This is a genomic window from Croceitalea marina (assembly GCF_042684265.1).
GTDB lineage: Bacteria > Bacteroidota > Bacteroidia > Flavobacteriales > Flavobacteriaceae > Croceitalea > Croceitalea marina.
This window is the reverse complement of record NZ_JBHULB010000016.1, coordinates 163,275-186,991: the sequence shown is the minus strand read 5'-3', so window position 1 is coordinate 186,991 and position 23,717 is coordinate 163,275. Positions and strand designations below refer to the sequence as shown.

Below are 23,717 nucleotides of genomic sequence, written 5' to 3'. Positions count from 1 at the left end.
TAACATTTTAAAATTCATAAAAATGAAAAAGTTCCTTTTTATGGTGTGTACGGCACTAATGCTCGCCGTAGCACCGTCCGCAAAAGCACAATGGGTAGTAACCGACCCCACAAATCTGGCATCGGGTATTCTCAACAGTGCGAATGAAATCGTACAGACTTCTTCCACGGTATCCAATGTAATTAAAAATTTCAAGGAAGTGGAAAAGGTGTATAAACAGGGTAAGGAGTATTACGACAAGCTACAAGCTGTAAATAATCTTGTAAAAGATGCACGTAAGGTACAGCAGACTGTATTGCTTGTCGGTGACGTATCCGAAATGTATGTTACCAACTTCGGTAAGATGATGAACGACCCGAATTTTTCTGCACAGGAATTGGCAGCTATCAGCAATGGTTATTCGGCATTGCTGAATGAAAGTACCGAACTGCTGAAAGAACTCAAACAGATTGTAACCTCATCAAGCCTTTCGCTGAACGACAAAGAGCGTATGGATATTATTGATAGAGTGTACAAAGAAGTAAAGGAATACCACAGCTTGGTACGCTACTATACCAATAAGAATATCTCTGTAAGTATTCTAAGAGCAAAAAAGCAGAACAATACCAAAAGAGTGCTTGACCTCTATGGAACTCCTAACCAAAAATACTGGTAGTTATGGAATTTCAAAATCTTCACGAAGTCCTACGCTCATTATATGATGAGATGCTCCCACTGTCCGCCGATATGGCGGCAGTGGCTAAAGGGATAGCCGGATTGGGGGCTTTGTTCTATGTTGCCATAAAAGTATGGCAGGCTTTGAGCAGGGCTGAACCCATTGATATGTACCCTTTGCTTCGTCCTTTCGCTTTGGGGCTTTGCATTATGTTTTTCCCAACTATCGTATTGGGAACAATCAATGCCGTGTTAAGTCCGGTGGTACAGGGTACTCACACAATCCTCGAAAATCAGGTGCTTGACCTCAACAATTTGCAGGCGAAAAAAGACCTGCTCGAACGGGAAGCTATGCTACGAAATCCTGAAACAGCCTATCTCGTATCAAATGAGGAATTTGATAAAAAGCTCGAAGAATTGGGCTGGTCGCCCGGCGATTTGATTACGATGTCGGGAATGTATATGGATAGGTTTGCCTACCAAACCGAACAAGCTATTAAGAATTGGTTTCGCAATCTGTTAGAGGTACTGTTTCAGGCGGCAGCTTTGGTTATTGATACCATAAGGACGTTCTTTCTCATTGTCCTGTCCATACTCGGGCCGATAGCCTTTGCGATAAGCGTGTGGGACGGTTTTCAGTCCACGCTCACGCAATGGCTGACCCGATACGTCAGCGTTTACCTGTGGTTGCCTGTGGCAGACCTGTTCAGCTCTATGCTTGCCAAAATACAATCCCTCATTATCGAAAAGGATATAGCAATGCTTGCCGACCCTACTTACATACCTGATACGAGCAATACCGTGTACATCATTTTTATGATTATCGGCATCATCGGGTACTTCACTATCCCGACAGTAACAGGTTGGGTAATCCAAGCCGGAGGCGCAGGAAACTTTACCCGCAATGTAAACTCCACAGCAATGAAAGCCGGAAACATCGCCGGAGCAGGCGCAGGCTCAACAGTTGGAAACATCGGCGGTAAACTGATGAATAAATAATCATTAATCATTCTAAAAAATGGAATTTAAAACGCTAAGAAATATCGAAAACAGCTTTAGGCAGATAAGATTATATGCCATTGTGTTTGCGGTTCTCTGCATTAGCGTGGTAGGTTACGCCGTATGGCGTTCCTACCGCTTTGCAGAAGAACAACGCCAAAAAATCTATGTGCTGGATAATGGAAAATCGTTGATGCTTGCCTTATCGCAAGATGCAAGTATCAACCGACCTGTGGAAGCAAGGGAACACGTCAGGCGTTTTCACGAACTCTTTTTTACGCTTGCTCCCGACAAGAACGCTATCGAAAGCAATATGAGCAGGGCATTCAACCTTGCCGATAAATCAGCTTTTGATTATTACAAAGACCTGTCGGAAAAGGGCTATTACAGCAGGATTATTTCGGGGAATGTACAGCAACGCATTGAGGTGGATAGTGTCGTGTGCAATTTCGACACCTATCCTTATGCGGTGCGTACCTACGCCAAACAATTCATTATCCGTTCGAGCAACGTGACCAGGCGTAACCTGATTACTTCCTGTTATCTCGTGAACTCTGTCCGTTCGGACAACAACCCGCAAGGCTTCAACATCGAAAAGTTTGCAGTGATAGAAAACAGGGATATAGAAGTTATCGAACGCTAAAAAAACAATCTTATGGAAGCATTATCAGATTTAAGCACGTTTGCAAAAATCCTTACCGATAAAGGATATAACGGCTATTTCCATACGCAGGGAGCGTATGCTGGAAAGTTGAAGGAAAGTATCGGCGAATACCTCGAAAACTGCCAAAAAGGTACAGATAGTTTGCCTAAACAGGACTTGTTGCTGACGGGCTACCTGCAATGGTCGGGCGAAGACAAGCCAAGTGTAGAATGCAGTATGTGGGTAAAATACCTGAACGGCAAATTCTCGCTTAACAGAATGGAGGTTGCAAGGAAAGACCAATTTGGGCAACTGCTGAAAAAATCGGAACTGACAAACCTGTCAGTCATATCCGCACCCAAAGCGGTTGAGGCAGTCGCTTTGGTCAATGAAGAACCGAAGCAAAAGGCAGGTCAAAGTCCTAAGCGTTTCAAGCTATAACAACAGAAATAGTAAGGTTATGAAAAAACTAAGAGCAAATATGGACAGGTACTTTGACAAGCTGGACGAACGCTGGCGGGCATTGCTCTTGCGGAAACAGCACCAATACACACTTTACTTTTTTGTGGGGTATCTACTGCTTACGGCAGGTGTCATTTGCAAAGTATGGTACGATACCTCAAAGTCGGGTAACGATATGGTCATTGAGCATATCGAAAACCCTGTCCTCAAAAAAAGTGAAAGTCCTGCAAGATTGCAGGACACATTATCAACAATTCTAAAAAACAAGATTTATGAAAGAAAATGAGAACAAAAAGTCGGTTGTTCGGGTAACGGAAGGGAACCAGGCAGCAACCACTGATGTACTGCAAGACGGTACACAGAACAAAGCCGAAAAGCTCAAAAAGCCACTCATATTTGGCTTAATGGGAATTGTCTTCGTAGGTTGTATGTACCTCATATTTAAACCATCCGCAGACAAAAAGGAAATTGAGAACATCGGGCTGAACGATGCAGTACCGGAGGCTACCGGAGCAGGAATGCCTGCCGACAAAGGCAAGGCTTACGAGTTGGAAATGCTGGAACGCAAAGAGCAAGAAAAACGCAATGCACTTACCACGCTTTCTGACTATTGGAATACTGAAGACAAAAAAGAGCCTAATGATGAATTTCCCGAAGAAGACGAAAACAGCAGCTATGGCGTTGGCAGAGGTTCGGGAAGAAACGGCAATCCTGCATTGAGCAGTTACCGCAATGCACAAAGCACATTGGGTTCATTTTATCAGGATAACAACTCTGAAACAACAGAACTCCGCAGGCAATTGGACGAACTAAAAGAACAATTAGCCGAGAAAGATGTACCTAAATCTGTAACCGTTGATGACCAGCTTGCCATAATGGAGAAATCCTACCAGATGGCGGCAAAGTATCTGCCAACAGGTACAAATTCGACAGAAGCCCCACCTGCTAAGGATGCAGGTACGGCTACCGCAGGTTCAACTCAAAAGGAGCATTTTGTGGCATTCACACCTACAAGAAAGAACACCGTTTCCGCTTTGTATCGTGAGCCTACGGACAGTGCCTTTTTAGCCGATTGGAGCGAAACAAGAAACCGGGGCTTTTATACCGCAGGTTCTATTGAGCAAACGGCACAACCGAAAAACAGTATCAAAGCCTGTGTACACGATGCGCAAACGGTTATTGGCGAAACAGGGGTACGATTGCGATTGTTAGAGCCAGCCCAAACGCCTCAACGTACCATTCCGAAAGGAACGATTGTAACAGCTAATGCCAAATTTCAGGGAGGTCGATTGCAGCTAAAGATTACCTCCGTAGAATTAGAGGGCAACATCATTCCGGTTGATATTACTATTTACGATTTGGACGGACAGCAAGGCTTGTACGTTCCGTATTCGCCCGAAATGAACGCCCTTACCGAAATGGCGGGCAATATGAGCCAGACTTCGGGAACAAGCATAATGCTCACGCAGAATGCAGGACAACAGGTTGCTGCTGATTTAAGCCGTGGCGTGGTACAGGGTGTTTCGGGCTATTTCGCCAAAAAGGTAAGAACCCCAAAGGTTACGCTAAAAGCAGGGCATCAGGTCTTCCTTGTATCTAAAAAATAATGTTGAACTCAAATAATTTAAACAATGAAAAATCATTTAAAAACCTTTTGGGCATTTGCCCTGATACTCGGCTTTGCCGTACAATCTTACGCACAGGATAGTGCAAAAACTCCGCTTGCATTAGGCAAGATAGAACCGTATAGAATGGAAGTTACCTACGATAAAACTTCACATCTTATTTTTCCGACCGCCATCCGTTATGTGGATTTGGGAAGCGAATACCTGATTGCTGGAAAAGCGGAAGATGCGGAAAATGTATTGCGTGTAAAAGCATCGGTAAGGGAATTTGAAGCGGAAACCAATTTTTCAGTTATCACAAATGACGGGCGTTTTTACAGTTTCAATGTGTATTACAGTCCCTATCCCGAAGCGTTGAGCTATGACCTCTTGACAATGCAAAAGGCGGTTGATAAAGCCAACGGAAACGATGTGCTTTTTGAAGAATTGGGCAACAATTCGCCATCATTGGCAGGCTTGCTTTTGGAAACCATTTACAAAAAGGACAAACGTATTGTAAAGCATATCGGGGCTAAGAGTTTCGGTATTCAGTTTATCCTCAAAGGTATCTACATACACAACGGCAAATACTATTTCCATACGGAATTGAGAAACCGTACCAATGTGCCGTTTCAGATTGATTTTGTGAATTTCAAAGTGGTGGATAAAAAGGTAGCCAAACGTACCGTAGTGCAGGAACGCCCGATGATACCGCTTAGGACTTACAAACCATTGGATGAGATTGGCGGAAAAACGACCGAGCAAAACGTGTTCCTGTTAGACCAATTTACCATTGCCGATGACAAGGTACTACTTATTGAGATTTTCGAGAAAAACGGTGGCAGGCATCAGACACTCCAGATAGAAAATTCCGACTTAATCAAAGCTCGTTTGATTAACGATATGCACCTGAAATTTTAATAACCTTTTAAAGTAAATAATATGAAAAAGTATATCTATACCGTGATGCTCATCTTTATGGCCATCACGGTCACACAGGCACAAAGAATGTTACCTAAACAGAAAGGATTGGAAGTGAGTACGGGTGTGCTGTCCGATGATAAAATCGGTAACGATTATTACATCAATGTAGCAATGACCGTAAACGGCAAAAATGGTAACTACCAGCTTTGGGCGTTGGAATATACACACCAATACCACGATTATAAAGACCTCCGCATACCGCAGGAAACTTATACCGCAGAGGGCGGTTACAGTTTCTTCCTGTTGGGCGATGTTCGTAAGAACATCACGCTGAACTTTGGAATAACAGGCGTAGTCGGTTACGAAAGCATCAACCGTGGCGAAGCAATGTTGTATGACGGAGCGAAGATACTGAGCGAAGACAATTTTGTTTACGGAGCAGGCGGACGGCTCACATTTGAAACGTACCTGTCCGACCGTTTTGTGTTAGTCCTGCAAGGGCGTACAAAGGTTTTGTGGGGTACAGACTTGGAACAATTCCGACCGTCCGCAGGCGTGGGATTAAGGTTTAATTTTTAAAATGTAAAATGATGATAGCAATATTCAATAAATTCAGGATAGGATTAAGCTCAATATATATACTCTTGGCAATCCTCACGGCTTCGGTTACGTTGGTATCTTGTAGCAAAGACGATGAACTCGAAATACAGAACGATTTCCCTTTTGAGGTCAAAGTAATGCCTGTACCCAAAGATATTGCCAGTGGGCAGACCGTAGAGATACGGATTACCATACAGCGAACAGGCAATTACAGCAACACGCAATATTTTCTCCGCTACTTTCAATTTGACGGTCAAGGCACATTGCGGTATTATGACGAACCACCGTATTTGCCAAACGATTTGTATTCGTTGCCAACGGAGCAGTTCCGGTTGTATTACACTTCGGCATCTACCGTATCACAATCCTTTGAGGTTTGGATTTCCGATAACTTCGGTAACGAAAAGCAGTTGAGCTTTCAGTTCAACAGTAGTGATTAATGCTACTTATATAAAAGCAAAACCGACTGTTACAGGTCGGTTTTTTGCTTTTCAGCTTTCGGTGTACGTTGTTTTTTGTTTAAATTTACTTGAATTATAATCTTAACGGGTATGGATACAGTTACGGCTCAATTGGTGTTTGGTATTATTGTTATCGTTATTGCGATAGTGCTTATTTATTGGATAAACCGCAGGAAATTTTATAGGCGTAATGGTATGGGTGCAGAGGGATTTTCGAGTTTTGAAGCATCTGTATTTACCCGTTTTATAGAACGTGTCGGCAAATGGATTGCATACGCTTTGATAATTCTCGGTATTGTCTGTATATGGACTTATAGCCAAATGAAAAAGGACAAAGAGAAGCAACAAGTGGAGATACCTAACTCGAAATAAGTATTTTTATGGAAATTTAGATTATATGATTTAGTATTCATAATAAAGAGGAAAATTATAAAATGACAAAATCCTTTGATGACATAACCCTACGAAATATATCTGATATTATATCAAATATACTGACACATACGAAAATTACAGAACATTTATCAGGTGCTGGTATTTCTCAATCTCAATATGGCACAAATAAAACAGACAGATTGTTTTATGCTTTAAAAGAAAGACAAGCACAAGACAGATGTGGAAATAATGTATTGGCATTTGTTGTTAGATTATTAAATCCTAAAAGATATAATTCCGAAGATGAATTTGAAAAAGATAGAACAACTATCAATGAGAAACTTGTTTATGAAGGGATAGAAATTGATAAAAGTGGACAGCCCCGACAAGTTGATAAGGCGAAAACTATTTCGGAAGCAAAAAGCAGGTCACTAAAAATCAAAGAAAAAGTACACGGAATTGGAGTTCATTCAGAAATTTTGCCTTATTGTGAAGCTGAATGGTTAAAGGAAAATTATTTTCACGCTATACTTGAAATTACGAAAAGTGTAGCAGAGAGGCTTAGGCAAAAAAGTGGCTATACTTCAGACGGAGCAGATTTAGTTGATGATTGTTTTGCGTTGGGAAAGGACAAAAGACCTATGCTTGCTTTCAATACTCTGAAAAATCAAAGCGAAGAAAGTGAACACAAAGGTTTTGGAAATTTCTGCAAAGGATTTTTTTCTATGTACAGAAATCCAAAAGCACACAACCCCAAAATATTGGAAGATACCCAACTTTCACAAATGACAGAAGTTTTGGTTGTAGCAACAATTATTCACAACAAACTTGATAACACTTATAAAACGGGGCTTAAATAAAAAAAATCGGATAGCTCAAAAGGTTATCCGATTTTTCGTTTATGGCAAAAGTAAAAAGCCAAACACTGCCTTTCAACGCCAATCAATGCAACCTTTCCCAATCCTGCAATAAGCCTTTATAAATTCGACTTCCACAGAAAAAATGAGCAAACAATGGAAGTTATTGCAATACAAAAAACCGCATTGGACGGAATGAAGAATGACCTAAGGGAACTTTTGGAAATGACCGAAAATGCCACACGAAAATATACCCCGATTTTCAAAGAGGAGCAATGGCTCGATAACCAGGAAGTGTGTTTGATGATGAACATTACCAAACGGACTTTGCAGACCTACAAGGACAAAGGCTTATTACCATATTCCAAACTGAACCGCAAGAATTATTATAAACGCTCGGACGTACAGGCTTTACTCGAAGCCGGACAGCCGTACAATACCAACGACAATGGATTTACTGACGAATGAAACGGAAGAAATCATCGCCCATCAGGAAATGATAATGCAGTTGAGAAACCGTATTGAAGAAATATTAAAAAATTACCGTCCTGTAATGAACGGAGAAATATACTTGTCGGGCGAAGATGTGTGTAGGCTGTTACATATCAGTAAACGGACTTTACAGCAATACCGTGACGATAATATCCTGCCGTATATACAAATTGGGGGTAAGATTATTTATAAGGAAACGGATATTCTGACCGTCTTAGAACAGAACTATATAACCAATGACAGACATTGCTTCTAATTAATTTGGTTCTGACTATGTTTCAACGGAAGGACTTTAGTATATTTGCTATGTAAAATATAACAATACTTAAAGTGTTTTTGCTTTAGGTCTTGGTACTGAAAACTGGTAATTTTTTGTATCCCCAAGACAATAAGTAAGAACGCTCACGTCATAGGCGTGGGCGCTCGCTTATTCGGGGATTAAGGCGTACCAGTGCCTCAGTATCGGTAAGTGTGGTTGCCTGCGCTTCTTTTTTTTGTGCAGGGCTACATCAACTCAAAAAAGTAATGATATGGAAACTGGTACAGCACAACAAAAAATTGCCCTCGCCTTTATCAATGATAAAAGCCCGATTTTGGATTTGACCTGCAACGACCTCGTTGCTTCAGGAATTGAAGTATTGTTCCGTTCTGAAAACATTGAAGACGGACTATCTCAATTACCAGCATTAAAAACACTTCCCAACATTTGTATTATTGACCTTGATTTTTACAATAAGAATGTGCTGGCACAGCTTCAAGAATTGAGAACACAATATCCAACCATTAACCTGATTGCACATAATGATATTGATGCAGAAAAAGCCGTAAAACCTCTTTTGGAAATTGGTTTTACAGGTTATTTGCTCATTGGTAGCGATACGGACGATTTTAAAAAAGCTATTGATGTTGTTACCAATGGCGGTAGATATTTTAGTGTGGGAGTAGCGGAAATTGCACAGGAATATTTCAGTAATAAGTAACGTTCCGATTATAATAGTATAAAATATCTGTTCTAATCAAGCGGCGTTCTTTTGCTTCTTTTCTTTGGTCGCTTATGTGAAAAGAAAAGAAGTCATTGCATACCTAATCATTGGGATAATGAATATCCCACACAATAATGTCGCAACCTGTTTGGTAAAAGGTAGAGAAAGGAAATTGTGTAGCGGTGCATTTTGACAAAGGGGTTGCACCGATTTGATGCAAAAAGACTGTCCCGACCATCGGGAGGATCTGTCTTTTTGCCGCCCGACTTTTCGGGTCAGGCGACTTTTATCGGGTGGGTGCGGAAATCTTTCAGATTGTGAAAAAATCCTTTGTATTCAGTCATTCCCCTGCGAAATAAGTTCCACAGCAAAGAACAACCCATTTGGGTTAATGAGGAATTGATAAACAAGTCCTGGTGTTCCAACGCTTCGGCAAGGGAGCAACTTGGCGTGTTATCCTCTTGTTCGGATTGCTTCAGCAATTCGCCAAATTCATCGGTAACAAATGGCAGGCTTGCCACCGTTTGGTATTTCTCTGAATTGGGTTGCTTTATCTCTCCGATAGTAGATAGTAGCACTTGTCCTGTATCTTGGCTGTTGCCAAAATCCAACCAATATTTCGGCTCATCTTGGTAGTGTCTGCGGTAACTTATTTCTTTAAGAATTTCAGCAACGCCAAACCTCGCCTGTACATTGTCCACACAAGTAATAGTAATGATTGCCCTTGCTTTTTCGGGTATTCTACCAAACTTGTCCTTTTCAAATTTTACCGTTTCGGCTTTCCAATTTGTACCGATGCAACGATTGATACGGTTTATCAATGCAACCGATTTGTACAATCCTGTTTCACTTTCAAAAAAACGCTGTCTGCCTAAATTGGCACTCGTGATAACATCATCATCCCAAAGGCGGACTTGCAACCCTGCGTGTCCCAACGCTATCAAGCTCTCGTTTATTTCCATTAAAGCGGTCAATACTTTTGAGCCTGTGCCACCTGCCCCGATAAGGTTTACCGAAATTGGGTTTGTCGGATTGAGCAGATAATTGTCCGTAAAATGGATTGCTGTTTTTGCTGTATTCATCACAATAGATTTTTAAGGGTTTTGTTATTCTTTTTTAATACTTCTTTCGGAAAAGGTTTATCAGTATTGATAAGGTCTTTCCAAAGGTTTACAATGTTTTTTTTCGTGAGGTTCTCGCATAATGAATGGCTGAAATAGGAATTAAAAAAATAATGTTCCCACGCCTGTGTAAATTCCTCAACCGAAGCCGAATTTTTAATATCAATACTAACAGTACCCATACATACATTGCCCTTTTCGTAGATATTGAAGAAAGGTGCGTAATGCAATGGCGTTTTCTCGGTGGGTCTTCTGTCGCTTGCCAAAGCAAATACAGTAAGACTGCTTTTGCTCGCTAACCAAAGCATTGGCGGTACTTGTGCCATTCCGTTGGATATGCCCAAACTATCCACAAAATACAGTTGTCTTTGCTGTGCTTTGGTGTACCATAATACTATACCTTTTTCAGCATTTGGATTGATATGCAGAATGTTTGTAGGCAATATTCCCTTTGACTTTAAAAAGGCTGTGTTCTTTTCTTCATCGGTCTGTAACGCCTTTGCCAATACGTTGGCTTCTTTTACGGTCAATGGGTGGGCATTGATAGGCGTTCCGTTGCTATCCATATCGAAATGCTCCACGTACATTGCTGTATCTGTTCCTTTGGTTTCATAGAAAACCAAAGCGGATTTTGGATAGTATAATGTGCCGAAATCTTTGGTTATGTCGTTTACGGTGTTCATTTTTCTGTTGTTTTATAGTTATATAATAAGTAAGAAAGGTCATCCAACAATTCAAACAGGCGATTTTCAAAATCAAGGTTGCCTTGTGTTATTTTACTGCCGTCAAATGCTTTGCAAATGGTCGGCTCTTCCATTTTTCCGTATTCGTTGAACTCATTGTTGATGCTTTCGGAAAGGCTTTCATATAGCCAACCTTTGGTATCTGCGATAAATGAAATGTACTTTTCCATTCCGATTGCTTCGGTTTCGTAATCATCGTCATAAGGGTCTTCTTCGGGCAATGGTGCGTTTCTAAAAAAAGTTGCTTTCGGATATTCAGTACAAAGGGCAAACGCATTACACGCTACCTGCCAACATTCCCTGTCGAACGTGTCAAGGCTTTTAAATCGGTTCAAACGCTGTTCAAATATCTTTAGATTGCTTCGGTTAAATAACTTTTGTTCTATCCTGTCGCCAATATATTCGGCATTTCTCAACTCACTTCTATATGTTTCTGTTTCGTCCGTTTCCTCGTCCTGTTCTACCCAATCTTTATGCGTTTCATACAACCAATACAAATAGCTGTCTTCCTGCCTGTAATACGGCACATCGGCAATATGGTACAGATAACTGCATACCGATACAAGTAGCTGTGCGGTCTTTTTACGCTTCGGGTCTTTGAGCATTTTAAAGAGTGGTGCAATAGGAATATAATACAAGGTTGTACCTACATTATACCTTTCCTCACTTACAAAAAAGGTTTTCTTACTATCCTGTACCAATTTGAAACTGTCCCAATTTATGTTGGTACGTTTTACTTTGGTTTCCATATCCCACATAGATAATACTACATTGTATGGAAACTCAAAATCTTGGGTTTGCATCGGTTCAATGCTGTAATGCTCGGCAAGTCGGGAAAGGGACTTGTAAAAATCCCTCTCCGTTTTCTGACAAGCCTGTACGGATTGTGCTGTTTTCAGTTTAGGCAGAAACGTACACTTTAGAATACCATTGGTAGCATTGCTATCGGTACGGATTTCTGCTTGTCTTTCTGCACTTGGTTTGCGTCCTTTGGTCTTTGTAGCCAATTTGCGAACTCGCCCAACTGTCGGTGTAACTGCTGTTGTCGTTTCTGTTCGGGTATATTGATTGTTCCCGATATGATGTTGCGTTGCATAATTCATCGTTTTAAAATTTTGGTTTAACCTTTCGTACCCATTACGCTCTCAAATTTGTACTCTACCGCATCGTCTTTTATCTGTGGTGCAGATGCTTTTGCCGTTGTCAAAATCGGGTACATATTGGCGTAAAAATTCATTACGGCTTCCACGCTCCAACGTGGCTCTGGGTCGGTCAGTCTGATGTCCTGTCCTTTGTCTTTGAGTATGAAAACTCGTTCTAATTGCGTTGCTAATAACATAACTTTCTAATTTTGGGGTTAACACTTTTATTCTTCCTCGTCCGCTTCATCAATAGGATAATCGGCAGTAACTTCTTCCACCTTTGGCGGTTCGGGTGTAGCTTCTTCCATTGCTCCGAAAAGGCTCGGTGTTGCGAACTTGTCGGACAATGAAGTTTTGCGTTTGCGTATCTCGTCCGCTTTTTCGGGAAACTCCGTTATATCGGGTACTTTCATCCACGCTTCGCGGAACTTGCCCTCTTTCTCCAACTCGTCAGCCTTTACCATAGCATCTTTAAATTTCTTGTCTTTGGCTTCTTTTTCCTTTTTCTCCTTTTCTGCTTTTTCTTTCTCGATTGCCGATTGCTTTTTAACTTCTTCCAATTGCTTTAAGAATTTTTCCATATCCACCATTAAGCCCGATACCTTTTGTATAGGTGTGGTAATCTGTTCAAAAAATCCCTCGTCAAACTCTTGGGGTGTGGCGTTAAATGTCAATGGGGGAATAAGGTTTTTGGCACTATCTCCGCATTGTTCGTTATTGAGCAATACTGTTACGATTAGGTTGCTTTCTATTCCTTTTGAAATGTTCAGTTGCAATACTCCTGTAAAGTCCAACTGCTGTATCTGATTGAAAAAATTTGTGTTCATCGTTCTTTGATTTTAATTGTTGTTTAACCGTTTTTTGATTGCTTTTAGTTTCTCGTATATGTCCATCCAATAGGCATTTTGCCTTTTATCGAAGTCTGAAAAACTTTTGTCCTCGTGGCTATACCCTGTATTTCGTTTGGCAATACAGATAGCTTCTTTTAGGTCGGTTACTTCAATTTCGTAACCGTTCAAATCCGTTATTTTCATACCTGTTCTAATTCTTATTTAGTGATTTCCGCTATTTGGTCAATCCTGCCGTAAACAATACTTCTAAGGCTTGTTTTGTCGGGGGCGTTGTATTCTGCCCAACTGCCGTACTGCTTCACTACATAGGTTTTCAAAATATCCTCAAACCCGAAGCGATAACCCATAAGGGGTACGGCTCTTTTGAAGTAGGCATTTCGGTTTACTGCTTCCGCAAGCCAATTTTTTTCTGCTCGGCTCAACTTGTCGCTTTTGTTCAGTTTTTCCCTTAGTAGGTAAACCTTTGCATTTTGCAGGGTTTCCAATTCGGGAACATCGTAGCGTACAAACTTTGTGGCTATTGCTGTCGTTTCCATTGTATCTGCTTTAAGTGTTATGAATTAGTTTCAGCATCGGTGTATTTTCCATTTTCATAGTAGCCTATAAGCCGTTCCCAAAGCCGTATTAGGCTGTCGGTATCTACATAGAAATACTCTGTTCTGTTGCAATAGATGATGTATATAGCTTCATCCCTGTATTGCGTTTCAAGGCTTTTTTCTTTAGCCATACTTTTGGCTTCGTCTATGGTTTTTGCTTTCATATTCTGCTGTTTTGTATCGTTATCAATCTTTACTATATCCACAATGGCACATTCGGGACAACCCTCTACGGCTGTTATCTGCTGTATTGCTCTCTGCTTTCCGCTAAGTGATACTACTGTCAGCGTTACTTTGCCTGTGTCGTGTTTCAGCGTTGCTTTATAGGTTTCCATTGTCATAGCTGTTGTTTATAATAGGCTACCACCGATTAAGGCGGTAGCCTGTGGTTATCTAATTAAGGTTTAGGATTTCCGCACCGTCCAGAGCAAATGCAGTACATAGTTCAAATGCTTTCTGCGATTTGAGTTGGGCAGTACCACCCAATACAATGCTCTGCAACTTGGCTTCGTCATTCTTGTAACTCCTTACATTCTGATAGTAGCCTGTCACAGAATTGTACGCTCCGAACAACGTACCTTTGGTAGTGTCCATTTGTTGGGTGTCGCTTATCATAGCATACGCAAAAGCATCCTCAACGACATTTTTGAACACGGTGGAAATTTCATCTTCCGCACCTTTTTTGATTAGGTCAAGCGTTTCCTTATTTGGGCAAAGTGCCAACTGTATTAGCTTTCTTACTTCTCGGTCTGTTACCTTTACTTTTGCCCATTCGTTGAAAATGCCCTCTAATTGGTTGCTCAATGTGTTGGCAAGTCCCATAATCTTGTGAGCGTTCTCGATACGTTGTTTTGCTCCCGAAGTGTGCTTGATACGGACTACATTGGTCATACTGCGTAACGAAGCATTCAGCGTGTTTTGGCATACAATACGGATAGGCGTAAATGCGGCTGTGATACTTCCGCTACCATCGTGCGAAGTGGTTAGGAAAATGTACTTTTCCGTAACATCATCGCCATTGCCTACACGGATATAGTCGGGCAATTTGGCTGTGATAAAAACACGTTCTCCGTTGCCTAACGCTCCTGCGGTTTCGTACAGAATGCCCTCGCCACCGCCTACAATGGCATCAAAGAAATTAAAGGCTTCACGGTTTTGTACGATATGGTAATCCTTACCGACTACGCCCAATACTGCATTGTTATCGGTGCGTATGTTGGCGAAATAGTTAGGTACTTCTAATTCGCTACTGTCTATCTCTATGCCGTTGGTGGTTTCGATAATGCCCGAACCTTTGGTAAATAGTGGGGATTTTACGACTTCGTAATCTAACCCTGCGTATTTGATTGCTTCCTCACTTGTCGGGTATTGTTCTACGATTTGACCTAAACCGTGCCACGCTTTTTGTTGTACGCTAAAAAATGAATAACGTCCTGTTCTCTCGTTGAAATTGATATTATGTGCCATAATGCTTAAAATTTGATGTTTAAAAAATGATTGAATACTCGTTGTTAGAATGGGAGGTCGTCATCTGCTCCCTGTGCAGTAAAGCTGTTGTTCTCGGCTTGTGCAGTAGCCTGTATGGTTTCGGCTCTCTTACTACCTCCGTGCAGTTTGATTTGAGAGGTATGAAAGTTCAGCCCCGAATGTGCTTCGCCGTTTTTGCCTATCCACGCCCTTGTGCTTATTCTGCCTGTGAGTTCTACCAAAGTGCCTTTTGTGAGTAGGCTTGCCACGTTTGCAGAAATCCAATAGGCACAATCGAAATAGGTTGTTTGCTCTATTCGTTCACCTTGCTTGTTTTTGTAGCTTTCATTGGTCGCTACTGAAAAGTTTACTACCTGTTTTTCGTTCGACAATGTGCGTACTTCCGCATTTTTTGTCAGTCTTCCGATAATGTTCATAATCGTCCTGTTTTAAAAGTTTTACATTTTGTTACGTTCGCTTTTCTCGTTTCCTGCTTCCTGTTGTGGTTTGCTCCGCTTCGCTTCGCATAATTTTTTCCAAAAGAAAAACCGGAAAAAAGAAAGCAGATAATCCAAGCGGGCAATAGCGAAAACCAAGAAAAAAAATGATTTAATGGGGGTTCCTTTAGGGGGAAACCGTTCATTCATTTTTTTTATTGGTGGGTGTGTGCGGTGGCTGCCCGCTATAACTTAGCTGCCTTTTTACCGGTTGATTGTGGAAATATTCTGTTCTAATTTTTATGGAATAAATGACCAGGCTATGAGAGCCTGAAATAGAGGTTGGAATAATCGAAAAGTAAGGGCATAAAAAAAGCAGGATAGTTAAATCCTGCTTCAATCTGATAAGTAAAGAATGCACTAATTTTTAAACCATAATTTCTTCGGTATTGTAAATTTTATCTGCGTTTGTATGTTCATTCAATAATGCTATTTCTTCCCGTTCCATTTTAATAATAAACGCATCTTCCATTGCCTTAAATTTAGGCGAAACCAAATCCATATCCTTACTGATTTTTTGGCTGGTAATCTTAGCATAAATCTGTGTAGTGGAAATATTCTTATGACCCATCATTTTGCTAAGGCTTTCAAGCGGAACACCCTCGGTCAAAAACATTGTGGCGAATGTATGACGGGCGGTGTGGAATGTAACTTTCTGTTCTGTAACAATACCCGCTTCCTCAATAAGTTTACCTATATGCGTGTTGCAAGTCGCATTGGATGGCATTGGGAATACAAAATCATTTCTTGTAGCTCCACGATATTTCTCAATGATGCGTTTGGGGATTTCCAAAAGACGGACGTTGGAGGCAACATCTGATTTCTTTCTCCTGCTGATTATCCATTGGTGTCCATCAAAGAAAGACTGGATATTGCTCCATTTCAGTTTCTTAATGTCTATGTAAGAAAGCCCTGTGAAGCAACTGAAAATAAAAAGGTCTTTTACAAGTTCATATCGAGGCTTAGATGGTTTCAGGAGCATTAAGGTTTCTACATCCTCTTTTAAAAGGTAGCTGCGGTCGGTTTCTTCCATACTGATTTCATAATCCTCAAAAGGATTATCCCGTATCAAGCCTTTTTTAATAGCCAATTCTGCCAAAGCAATAACTGGCATTGTGTAAACCCAAACCGTATTATGGGTACATTCCTTATCAATGCGAAGAAAGAAATCAAACTCACGAATAAAATCAGAAGTGAGTTCCCGGAAAGCCATATCGTCCCGATGGTAACGCTCCCTTATAAATTCGCTAAGATGGTTGTAAACAGTGTTGTATTTGCTATACGTGCTTTGAGAGCGTTTTCCCTTAGCGACCATTTTTTCAAAGTCTTCATTTTGGTCTTTAAAGACTTTTAGTACGGCATCGTCCATTACACCAACACCCAAAAACGAGAGCTTTACTTTCTGTGCGGTCGCAAAACCCTCGTGCTTCAGCATATCTTCGTAAATCTTGTCGATACGACCCCGTACGTTATCCAGCTTTTGGTTAATGTTCAAAGCGGTGGCACTCTTGCCCTCAACTCTTCCGTATTTTAAATCCCAATTTTTCGGGTTAATTTCTAACTTTGTTCCCAAAGTTTTAGCTGTTCCATCAATGGTAATACGTGCCATAATCGGTGCATTACCGTTCTTTTTCAGTTCGTTCTTTTTCAGGTAGAAAAGCAGTTTGAACGTGGACTTTTTTGTCTGTTCCATAACTCAAATGTTTAATGTTTAAAATTAAATTACATTGAGTTACAAGGGAATGTAAAAAAGGGTGCAAAAGACTGAAATATAAACAGTTAAGCTATGTAGTTACCTTTATCAATCGGTAACGAATTAGTAACCTAACCTTGTGTTTTCAAGCCCAAAACCTATCAGACACCGAGTTCCAAACTAAGACTACTGTTTTATAAAGCATTGTATAGCAACGGGTTTAATCGTTTTGCTTATTTTTGCTTTTTACTAATCTTTTTAATTCAAAATATAATACAACTCCTTTAAAGTATCGTAATCAACAAATAATAACATAAACCTTGTAGTCGATTTTTAAGACTTTTCGGGCTATCTTAAAGGGCTATCTCATAAATACTTTTGTTGCTGTAATTATGAATCATTTAAAATTTAAAAACAATGAAAACAGCAACAGCAGTATTATCAGTTAAATTTAATTCTTCACACAATCAAGAAAAGCTCATGCAAGTGTGTAATGAAGATTTGAATGTATTTAGAAATGTTCCCGGACTTATTCAGAAGTATTATATAGCCGAGGAAAGCTCCGGCGCAATCAGTGGTATCTATTTATTTGAAACCAAAACCTCTAGAGGTACATTCTGGACTTCAGAATTAGCCGCTAAGATACCTGAGCGCTATGGCGTTATTCCAGAAACCTTAAGGGTAGAAGAATACGACATGGCCATTGTATTAAATGAAACTGTATTGACCTAAAACAAAGAAACCGGTCATCGATAACAGCAATGGCCGGTTTTCTTTTTAGAAACTTAATTCAAAGGCAAAAAACTCAAATTAGACATTGCCATAGGTTAACTATATAAATATTAGGTCTTGGAAACACATAAAATAAAGAATCGACCCAAATGGTTTGGATGGTACACTTTCAAAACCCATAATATAAAAGGGTGTTGGGAACAAATTGATGGCAGAGAGAATAACATACAACCACATTCAATTCAATTCAAATAGATCAAAAATCGCCTATCCAATAATACTGAATTAAAAATTATTGCCAAAAAAGAGCTGAGGTAAAAAACAAGTCTTTTGTTCTTTCTGATTAGTCATCAATTTAATCAGGTTCGAACTTAAGCCGTATATGCCTTATTGCTAGTACTCGCCTTCTTCTGATTCCCGAAAGCTTTCGGTATGTGGGTTTTCTATTCGGTCTGTATTTGGCAAAACACAAAACTAACCATATACAAGACCGTTATTTCGAACTGAACAAAGTGAGTGTGCGAACTCTCAAATAAAATCCACCAAACCACTAGACTTTTGTTAAATTTTTAAATTCCATTAGGTTTTTAATTTTTTCTGACCTTATATTTGTCCTTGAATATACCTTGTGTTATTCTTAAAGTTCAAACACGTATTGAATAGTTATCAAGAAAGGTGGAGGGATTAGACCCTATGAAGCCTTAGCAACCCTTAGCTCGTGCTGATTCAATCAGCATCTAAGAAGGTGCTAAATTCTATCTTTATCCTGAACTCGTTTCAGGACTTGTTGAATCTATCGACTTGGTTTAAAGAATAGATAACGAAAAACAAATAGCCTTCGGCTATCTTTTCTATTTCTTATAACTTTTTGATTTTACCTAACTATCGTCGGATAGCGGGGGTTTGGCTTTTTATTTTTTCTGCGAAGGCAGAAATCTATTTAAAAACCGGTATTCCTTAAGACAAAAACGGAATACATAAAAACAAAATCATGAGTAATCAAAAATTAGCAACAAATGCCCTACATGCTGGGCACGACACTACACAAACTGGTGGGACAAGGGCAGTGCCTATTTACCAAACGTCGTCTTATGTCTTTAATGACACGGACCATGCCGCAAATCTTTTCTCTTTAGGCGAGCTTGGGTTCATTTACACCCGTTTGAACAACCCGACCAATCAAATACTACAAGATAGACTTGCTGCCGTTGAAGGTGGGGTAGGAGCAGTGGTATTTGCTTCCGGTACCGCGGCAATTTCTACTGGACTTTTAACCCTATTAAAGGCCGGGGATCATATCGTAGCTTCGAGCAGCCTGTATGGTGGAACTTTTAACCTGTTAAATGTGACCCTACCAAGATTGGGTATTACTACCACTTTTGTTGATGCTTCTGACCCTACCAATTTTGGAGCTGCGGTTCAAGAAAATACCAGGGCCATCTTTGTGGAGTCTTTAGGAAATCCAAAACTGGATGTATTGGATTTAAAAGGAATTTCGAAAGAAGCAAAGACTGCAAAAGTGCCATTTATTGTTGATAATACCGTGGCAACTCCGGGCTTGTTAAACCCAATTGAACATGGCGCAAACCTTGTAATACATTCATTGACAAAATACATTGGCGGACAAGGTACTTCACTTGGTGGAGCAATCATTGATGCTGGAACTTTTGATTGGACGAATGGTAAATTTCCAGAATTCACCGAGCCATCTGCCGGTTATCACGGATTGGTGTATAGCGAAGCTTTAGGGGCTGCTGCATTTACCTTTAAATTGATTTTAGAAGGCTTACGCGATTTTGGTGGGGCTTTAAGTCCTTTCAACGCTTTTCAGATAATTCAAGGTTTGGAAACCTTGCCCGTACGAATCAAGCAGCATAGTGCAAACGCACTGGAATTAGCTGAATGGTTGCAGGATAGGGAAGAAGTGGCCTGGGTGAACTACCCTGGACTAAAAGGAAATAAATACTACGATTTAGCCCAAGAATATCTACCAAAAGGGCAAAGCGGATTGGTCACCTTTGGTGTAAAAGGTGGATTTGAAGCGGCGAAAAAGCTAACGGATGCCACTAAGGTATTCTCTTTATTGGCAAATATTGGAGATACCAAATCTTTAATTATTCACCCGGCAAGTACCACCCATCAACAATTGACCGAAGAGCAACAAGAAAGCGCAGGTGTTGGTCAAGATTTGATTCGACTTTCGGTTGGTCTAGAGGATATCAATGATTTAAAAGAAGATTTAGAACAAGCGTTCGCAGCAGTAGGAAAACCAGTTTTGGCTTAATGTTTTACCTGTAAGTTCGAGCGGAGTCGAGAACGATTTATTTGACATCTCGACTCCCCTTGATATAACAGGAATATAATTTTAAAGTAATGCTCCACCAATTAGAAATTAAAAATTTCACCACCTTAAGCGGTCATCAACAAGACATTCAACTGTCTTATGAGCTGTTTGGTCAACCTTTACATACTGCACCAATCGTATTAGTGAACCACGCCTTAACAGGTAATTCTAATGTTGCCGGTGAAAAAGGATGGTGGTTGGATATTATTGGAGAAGAAAGGTGTATAGATACAAGCACTTATACCATTCTTTCCTTTAATATTCCGGGTAACGGTTATGATGGATTCGTCATCGAAAATTACAAAGACTTTGTGGCCGGTGATATCGCTAAAATCTTTCTACTGGGTTTAAAGCAGTTAGAAATTTCAAAGCTTTTTGCATTAATAGGTGGGTCTTTAGGTGGAGGAATTGCCTGGGAAATGGCGGCTATAAACCCTGAAATCACCGAGCATTTAATTCCCGTTGCATCGGATTGGAAATCTACTGATTGGCTTATTGCCAACTGCCAGATTCAAGAACAGATTTTAATCAATAGTCGGCAGCCTGTTCATGACGCGCGTATGCATGCCATGCTTTGTTACCGTACGCCAGAATCTTTTAAGGAACGATTTCAAAGGGGAACCAATGAAGAATTACAAGTCTTTAACGTAGAAAGTTGGTTGTTGCATCATGGTAAAAAGTTACAAGAGCGCTTTCAGTTGTCTGCCTATAAATTAATGAATCAGTTATTGCGTACCATTGATATTACCAGAGATGGGAATAAGGCTTTTGAGGAGTTACAGAATAGTGCGACCAATATTCGTATTATCGGGGTAAATTCTGATTTGTTTTTTACCGCGGAAGAAAATAAAGAGACGTTCAAACAGCTTGCGCAGACCAAAAGCAATGTCACTTATGGCGAGGTAGAATCCGTTCATGGGCATGATGCTTTTTTAATGGAGTTTCAACAACTAGAAAAACTCTTGAAAGGTGTTTTTCAAAAAGAAAAGACCCAGAGAGGGCTTAAGATTTTAAAGTTTGGTGGTAAATCTTTAAGCAATGGAAAAGGTTTGGAACGTGTGCTTCAAATTATAGAAGATACATACACCAAAGGTGGGCCTATTGGGGTGGTATTGTCTGCTCGTGAAAATGCAACCAATACCTTAGAAGGTTTGTTGCAAGATGCCGTAAAAGGAGAGGTGAACAGTGAATTATTATCAAATTTTGAACAGTATCAAAAGTCTTTTAGTTCAACAATCGACTATGGCCATGAAATAGCACATTTATCAAAACGATTGGAGGGTGTTTCTTTGATTGGAGACTATAGCTCAAAAACCAAAGATGAGGTACTATCCGTTGGAGAATTGATATCATGCAAACTGGTGGTGGCTTTGCTGCAAGAAAGAGGCTTTCCTGCGGTATTAATAGATTCTAGAAACTTACTTCGTACCGATAGTAATTTTGGTAATGCACAGATTGATGAAGCCGTTTCAAAAACAAATGTAGTGCAAAGATTTTCAGAACTACCGATAGATTGTATACCTATTATTGCCGGATTTATCGCAGCCAATGAAAACGGTGAAACTACGACCTTAGGTAGAAACGGCAGTAATTATACAGCTGCGCTTTTTGCAAATTATTTAGATGCCGAAGAGGTGTTAAACTATACACATGTAGATGGAATTTTTACGGCAAACCCCGACTATGTTAAAGAAGCAAAGGTCATTGAGCACCTGTCTTATGCAGAGGCCAACGAACTGGCGAATTTTGGGGCAACGGTTTTACATGCAAAAACAATTATTCCATTAATTGAGAAAAATATTCCATTCCGAATTTTAAACACCTTCAATCAAAATTCAAAAGGGACCCTTATCAGTTCAAAAACAAAGAAAGATGGTATTAAATCACTTTCTGTTATCGAAAATGTGTCCTTAATAAACCTAGAAGGTAGGGGGCTGTTGGGCAAAGTTGGTGTAGATGCCAGAATCTTCTCCACCCTTGAAAGACATCAGATTAACGTGGGTATTATTTCCCAAGGATCTTCAGAACGCAGTATTGGTTTGGTAGTGGCTGCGGATAGGGCAGAGGAAGCGAAAAGAGCCCTAGATCTTGAATTCACGTCTGACTATTCGGCAAAAGATGTAAATACCATTACCATTAAAAAAGACATTTCGGTCATATCGATTGTAGGCCAAGATTTAAGTACGTTTCATGAGCCTTATAATGCATTGATCAAGAATGGTATTGTTCCGCTATTGTTCAATAATACAATTTCGGGTAAAAATATAAGTCTGGTGGTAGAAAGCGGTGTTTTACAAAAAGCACTTAATGTAATGCACGGTCAAATCTTTGGCGTTAGCAAACGTATCAATTTGGTGGTATTTGGGCATGGCACCGTAGGCGGTACCTTTATTGAGCAATTGTTAGACTCACAAGATAAAATTAAACACCGAAAAGGGCTTGATTTGCGAGTTTTTGCCGTTGCCAATTCCAAAAAGTTGTTGTTGAATGCCAATGGTATTCAAAAAGATTGGAAACAAGATTTAGCGACAAAGGGCTCATCTTATAATTTGGGCGATATTGTGAGTTTTGCCAATGAAAACCATTTAGAAAATTTAATAGCTATTGATAATACAGCGAGTACTGATTTTGTCAACAATTACTTTGAATTGATTGCCGTTGGTTTTAATCTGGTATCATCAAATAAAATCGCGAACACCCTCGATTTTGATTATTATCGGTTGGTGCGAAGAAACCTTGCTAAGTATCAAAAACAATATTTGTATGAAACAAATGTAGGTGCTGGGTTGCCTCTAATTGATACCATAAAACTATTGCATTTATCCGGGGAAAATATCACCCGGATAAAAGGTGTTTTCTCGGGTTCTTTAAGCTATATTTTCAATACGTTCTCTGAGGCCGAAGTTCCTTTTTCTGAGGTAATGAAAGAAGCAATGTCAAAAGGGTTTACAGAACCTGATCCTAGGGAAGACTTATCTGGGAATGATGTGGCTCGAAAGCTATTGATTTTGGCCCGTGAATTAGAACTTAAAAATGAGTTTGCCGACATCAATATTGAAAGCTTAATTCCTCCAGAATTACGAAAAGTAAGTAAAGAAAAGTTCCTTGGTAAATCAACTGTTTTAAATCAAAAGTTTGAGGGCATAAAAAAAGCTCAGCAAGAAAACCATGTATTGCGATATGTGGGTGATTTATATGGTGATTTGCAGAAAGATAAAGGTATTTTGGAGGTGAAGTTGATTTCAGTACCCATGGGCAGTGCTTTGGGCCAAATATCGGGTTCAGACTCTATTATTGAAATCTTCACGGAGTCTTATGGAGAAAATCCGATTGTCATTCAAGGAGCCGGGGCAGGAGCTGCGGTTACTGCCAGAGGCGTTTTTGGTGATGTTTTACGAATAGCGGAGAAATTGTAATAAAGTTTAATCTAGAGATTGTCCCCTTGAGGGGACTTTAGGGGTGTAATTAAAACTAATA

General features: G+C 40.0%; 28 protein-coding genes and 1 riboswitch. Of the genes, 17 read left to right on the top strand and 11 right to left on the bottom strand.

Features of this window, described 5'->3' with window-relative positions; genetic code table 11:
• Positions 1-22 precede the first annotated feature (22 nt).
• The 14 genes from ACFSQJ_RS12475 (at position 23) to ACFSQJ_RS12410 (ending at position 9,051) form a co-directional block, all read left to right on the top strand.
• A complete protein-coding gene (locus ACFSQJ_RS12475; RefSeq protein ID WP_019974899.1) occupies positions 23-655 on the top strand; it encodes a DUF4141 domain-containing protein in 633 nt (210 codons plus the stop codon).
• 2 nt (positions 656-657) lie between these two features.
• On the top strand, positions 658-1,653 hold the full coding sequence (gene traJ / locus ACFSQJ_RS12470; RefSeq protein ID WP_249601200.1) for a conjugative transposon protein TraJ: 996 nt from the start codon (positions 658-660) through the stop codon (positions 1,651-1,653).
• 19 nt (positions 1,654-1,672) lie between these two features.
• Positions 1,673-2,296, top strand: coding sequence for a conjugative transposon protein TraK (gene traK / locus ACFSQJ_RS12465; protein ID WP_249601201.1), 624 nt, complete (start codon positions 1,673-1,675; stop codon positions 2,294-2,296).
• A gap of 12 nt (positions 2,297-2,308) precedes the next feature.
• On the top strand, positions 2,309-2,737 hold the full coding sequence (locus ACFSQJ_RS12460) for a hypothetical protein (protein ID WP_066439692.1): 429 nt from the start codon (positions 2,309-2,311) through the stop codon (positions 2,735-2,737).
• A 19-nt stretch (positions 2,738-2,756) separates the two neighbouring features.
• Positions 2,757-3,044 (top strand): nitrogen regulatory IIA protein, encoded by a 288-nt coding sequence (locus tag ACFSQJ_RS12455; RefSeq protein WP_377767295.1) that lies wholly within the window; start codon positions 2,757-2,759, stop codon positions 3,042-3,044.
• Positions 3,031-4,365: a conjugative transposon protein TraM gene (gene traM, locus ACFSQJ_RS12450; RefSeq protein ID WP_066439696.1), complete on the top strand. Its 1,335-nt coding sequence runs from the start codon at positions 3,031-3,033 to the stop codon at positions 4,363-4,365. Before ACFSQJ_RS12455 ends, traM begins: the two co-directional genes overlap by 14 nt.
• Before the next feature lie 24 nt (positions 4,366-4,389).
• On the top strand, positions 4,390-5,283 hold the full coding sequence (gene traN, locus ACFSQJ_RS12445) for a conjugative transposon protein TraN (RefSeq protein ID WP_066439697.1): 894 nt from the start codon (positions 4,390-4,392) through the stop codon (positions 5,281-5,283).
• A 21-nt stretch (positions 5,284-5,304) separates the two neighbouring features.
• A complete protein-coding gene (locus tag ACFSQJ_RS12440; RefSeq protein WP_066439701.1) occupies positions 5,305-5,865 on the top strand; it encodes a conjugal transfer protein TraO in 561 nt (186 codons plus the stop codon).
• Positions 5,866-5,876: 11 nt separating this feature from the next.
• Entirely contained in the window at positions 5,877-6,326 is a 450-nt protein-coding gene (locus ACFSQJ_RS12435) for a DUF3872 domain-containing protein (protein WP_066439702.1), read from the top strand.
• 111 nt (positions 6,327-6,437) lie between these two features.
• The gene (locus tag ACFSQJ_RS12430; RefSeq protein ID WP_066439704.1) at positions 6,438-6,719 is read left to right on the top strand and encodes a molybdenum ABC transporter permease; all 282 of its coding nucleotides are present in this window, start codon (positions 6,438-6,440) and stop codon (positions 6,717-6,719) included.
• Between the two features lie 62 nt (positions 6,720-6,781).
• Positions 6,782-7,582, top strand: a complete 801-nt coding sequence (locus tag ACFSQJ_RS12425; RefSeq protein WP_066439705.1) for a TIGR02391 family protein — start codon at positions 6,782-6,784, stop codon at positions 7,580-7,582.
• Positions 7,583-7,735: 153 nt separating this feature from the next.
• Complete coding sequence (locus tag ACFSQJ_RS12420; RefSeq protein ID WP_066439706.1) at positions 7,736-8,047, top strand: helix-turn-helix domain-containing protein; 312 nt, start codon at positions 7,736-7,738, stop codon at positions 8,045-8,047.
• Positions 8,028-8,327, top strand: coding sequence for a helix-turn-helix domain-containing protein (locus ACFSQJ_RS12415; RefSeq protein ID WP_066439707.1), 300 nt, complete (start codon positions 8,028-8,030; stop codon positions 8,325-8,327). Before ACFSQJ_RS12420 ends, ACFSQJ_RS12415 begins: the two co-directional genes overlap by 20 nt.
• Before the next feature lie 274 nt (positions 8,328-8,601).
• Positions 8,602-9,051, top strand: a complete 450-nt coding sequence (locus ACFSQJ_RS12410) for a response regulator transcription factor (protein ID WP_066439708.1) — start codon at positions 8,602-8,604, stop codon at positions 9,049-9,051.
• Positions 9,052-9,329: 278 nt separating this feature from the next.
• On the opposite strand, the gene ACFSQJ_RS12405 is transcribed toward ACFSQJ_RS12410, so the two are convergent.
• The 11 genes from ACFSQJ_RS12405 to ACFSQJ_RS12355 all read right to left on the bottom strand — a co-directional run bounded on the left by ACFSQJ_RS12405 (position 9,330) and on the right by ACFSQJ_RS12355 (position 17,164).
• Complete coding sequence (locus ACFSQJ_RS12405; RefSeq protein ID WP_055133019.1) at positions 9,330-10,136, bottom strand: PRTRC system ThiF family protein; 807 nt, start codon at positions 10,134-10,136, stop codon at positions 9,330-9,332.
• The gene (locus ACFSQJ_RS12400) at positions 10,136-10,858 is read right to left on the bottom strand and encodes a PRTRC system protein B (protein WP_123860962.1); all 723 of its coding nucleotides are present in this window, start codon (positions 10,856-10,858) and stop codon (positions 10,136-10,138) included. Before ACFSQJ_RS12400 ends, ACFSQJ_RS12405 begins: the two co-directional genes overlap by 1 nt.
• The gene (locus ACFSQJ_RS12395) at positions 10,855-12,021 is read right to left on the bottom strand and encodes a hypothetical protein (protein WP_213189191.1); all 1,167 of its coding nucleotides are present in this window, start codon (positions 12,019-12,021) and stop codon (positions 10,855-10,857) included. The genes ACFSQJ_RS12400 and ACFSQJ_RS12395 overlap by 4 nt, the downstream gene beginning before the upstream one ends.
• 17 nt (positions 12,022-12,038) lie before the next feature.
• Positions 12,039-12,257 (bottom strand): PRTRC system protein C, encoded by a 219-nt coding sequence (locus ACFSQJ_RS12390; protein WP_002978317.1) that lies wholly within the window; start codon positions 12,255-12,257, stop codon positions 12,039-12,041.
• A gap of 27 nt (positions 12,258-12,284) precedes the next feature.
• Positions 12,285-12,887, bottom strand: a complete 603-nt coding sequence (locus tag ACFSQJ_RS12385) for a PRTRC system protein E (protein ID WP_123860964.1) — start codon at positions 12,885-12,887, stop codon at positions 12,285-12,287.
• A 12-nt stretch (positions 12,888-12,899) separates the two neighbouring features.
• The gene (locus ACFSQJ_RS12380) at positions 12,900-13,094 is read right to left on the bottom strand and encodes a hypothetical protein (RefSeq protein ID WP_123860965.1); all 195 of its coding nucleotides are present in this window, start codon (positions 13,092-13,094) and stop codon (positions 12,900-12,902) included.
• A gap of 14 nt (positions 13,095-13,108) precedes the next feature.
• Positions 13,109-13,447, bottom strand: coding sequence for a molybdenum ABC transporter ATP-binding protein (locus ACFSQJ_RS12375; protein WP_123860966.1), 339 nt, complete (start codon positions 13,445-13,447; stop codon positions 13,109-13,111).
• A 17-nt stretch (positions 13,448-13,464) separates the two neighbouring features.
• Complete coding sequence (locus ACFSQJ_RS12370) at positions 13,465-13,842, bottom strand: hypothetical protein (RefSeq protein WP_228445162.1); 378 nt, start codon at positions 13,840-13,842, stop codon at positions 13,465-13,467.
• A gap of 58 nt (positions 13,843-13,900) precedes the next feature.
• Positions 13,901-14,974, bottom strand: a complete 1,074-nt coding sequence (locus ACFSQJ_RS12365) for a DUF932 domain-containing protein (RefSeq protein ID WP_249601202.1) — start codon at positions 14,972-14,974, stop codon at positions 13,901-13,903.
• A gap of 44 nt (positions 14,975-15,018) precedes the next feature.
• On the bottom strand, positions 15,019-15,411 hold the full coding sequence (locus ACFSQJ_RS12360) for a single-stranded DNA-binding protein (RefSeq protein ID WP_123860968.1): 393 nt from the start codon (positions 15,409-15,411) through the stop codon (positions 15,019-15,021).
• A gap of 427 nt (positions 15,412-15,838) precedes the next feature.
• Positions 15,839-17,164: a site-specific integrase gene (locus tag ACFSQJ_RS12355; protein ID WP_228378468.1), complete on the bottom strand. Its 1,326-nt coding sequence runs from the start codon at positions 17,162-17,164 to the stop codon at positions 15,839-15,841.
• A gap of 417 nt (positions 17,165-17,581) precedes the next feature.
• Here ACFSQJ_RS12355 and ACFSQJ_RS12350 point away from each other — a divergent pair, with 417 nt between their 5' ends.
• The 3 genes from ACFSQJ_RS12350 (at position 17,582) to thrA (ending at position 23,656) form a co-directional block, all read left to right on the top strand.
• Positions 17,582-17,896: a YdhR family protein gene (locus tag ACFSQJ_RS12350; RefSeq protein ID WP_377767291.1), complete on the top strand. Its 315-nt coding sequence runs from the start codon at positions 17,582-17,584 to the stop codon at positions 17,894-17,896.
• 660 nt (positions 17,897-18,556) lie between these two features.
• Positions 18,557-18,690, top strand: a riboswitch (SAM riboswitch).
• 197 nt (positions 18,691-18,887) lie between these two features.
• The gene (locus ACFSQJ_RS12345) at positions 18,888-20,180 is read left to right on the top strand and encodes an O-acetylhomoserine aminocarboxypropyltransferase/cysteine synthase family protein (RefSeq protein WP_377767290.1); all 1,293 of its coding nucleotides are present in this window, start codon (positions 18,888-18,890) and stop codon (positions 20,178-20,180) included.
• Positions 20,181-20,269: 89 nt separating this feature from the next.
• The gene (thrA, locus tag ACFSQJ_RS12340) at positions 20,270-23,656 is read left to right on the top strand and encodes a bifunctional aspartate kinase/homoserine dehydrogenase I (RefSeq protein ID WP_377767288.1); all 3,387 of its coding nucleotides are present in this window, start codon (positions 20,270-20,272) and stop codon (positions 23,654-23,656) included.
• The last annotated feature ends 61 nt before the right edge of the window (positions 23,657-23,717 follow it).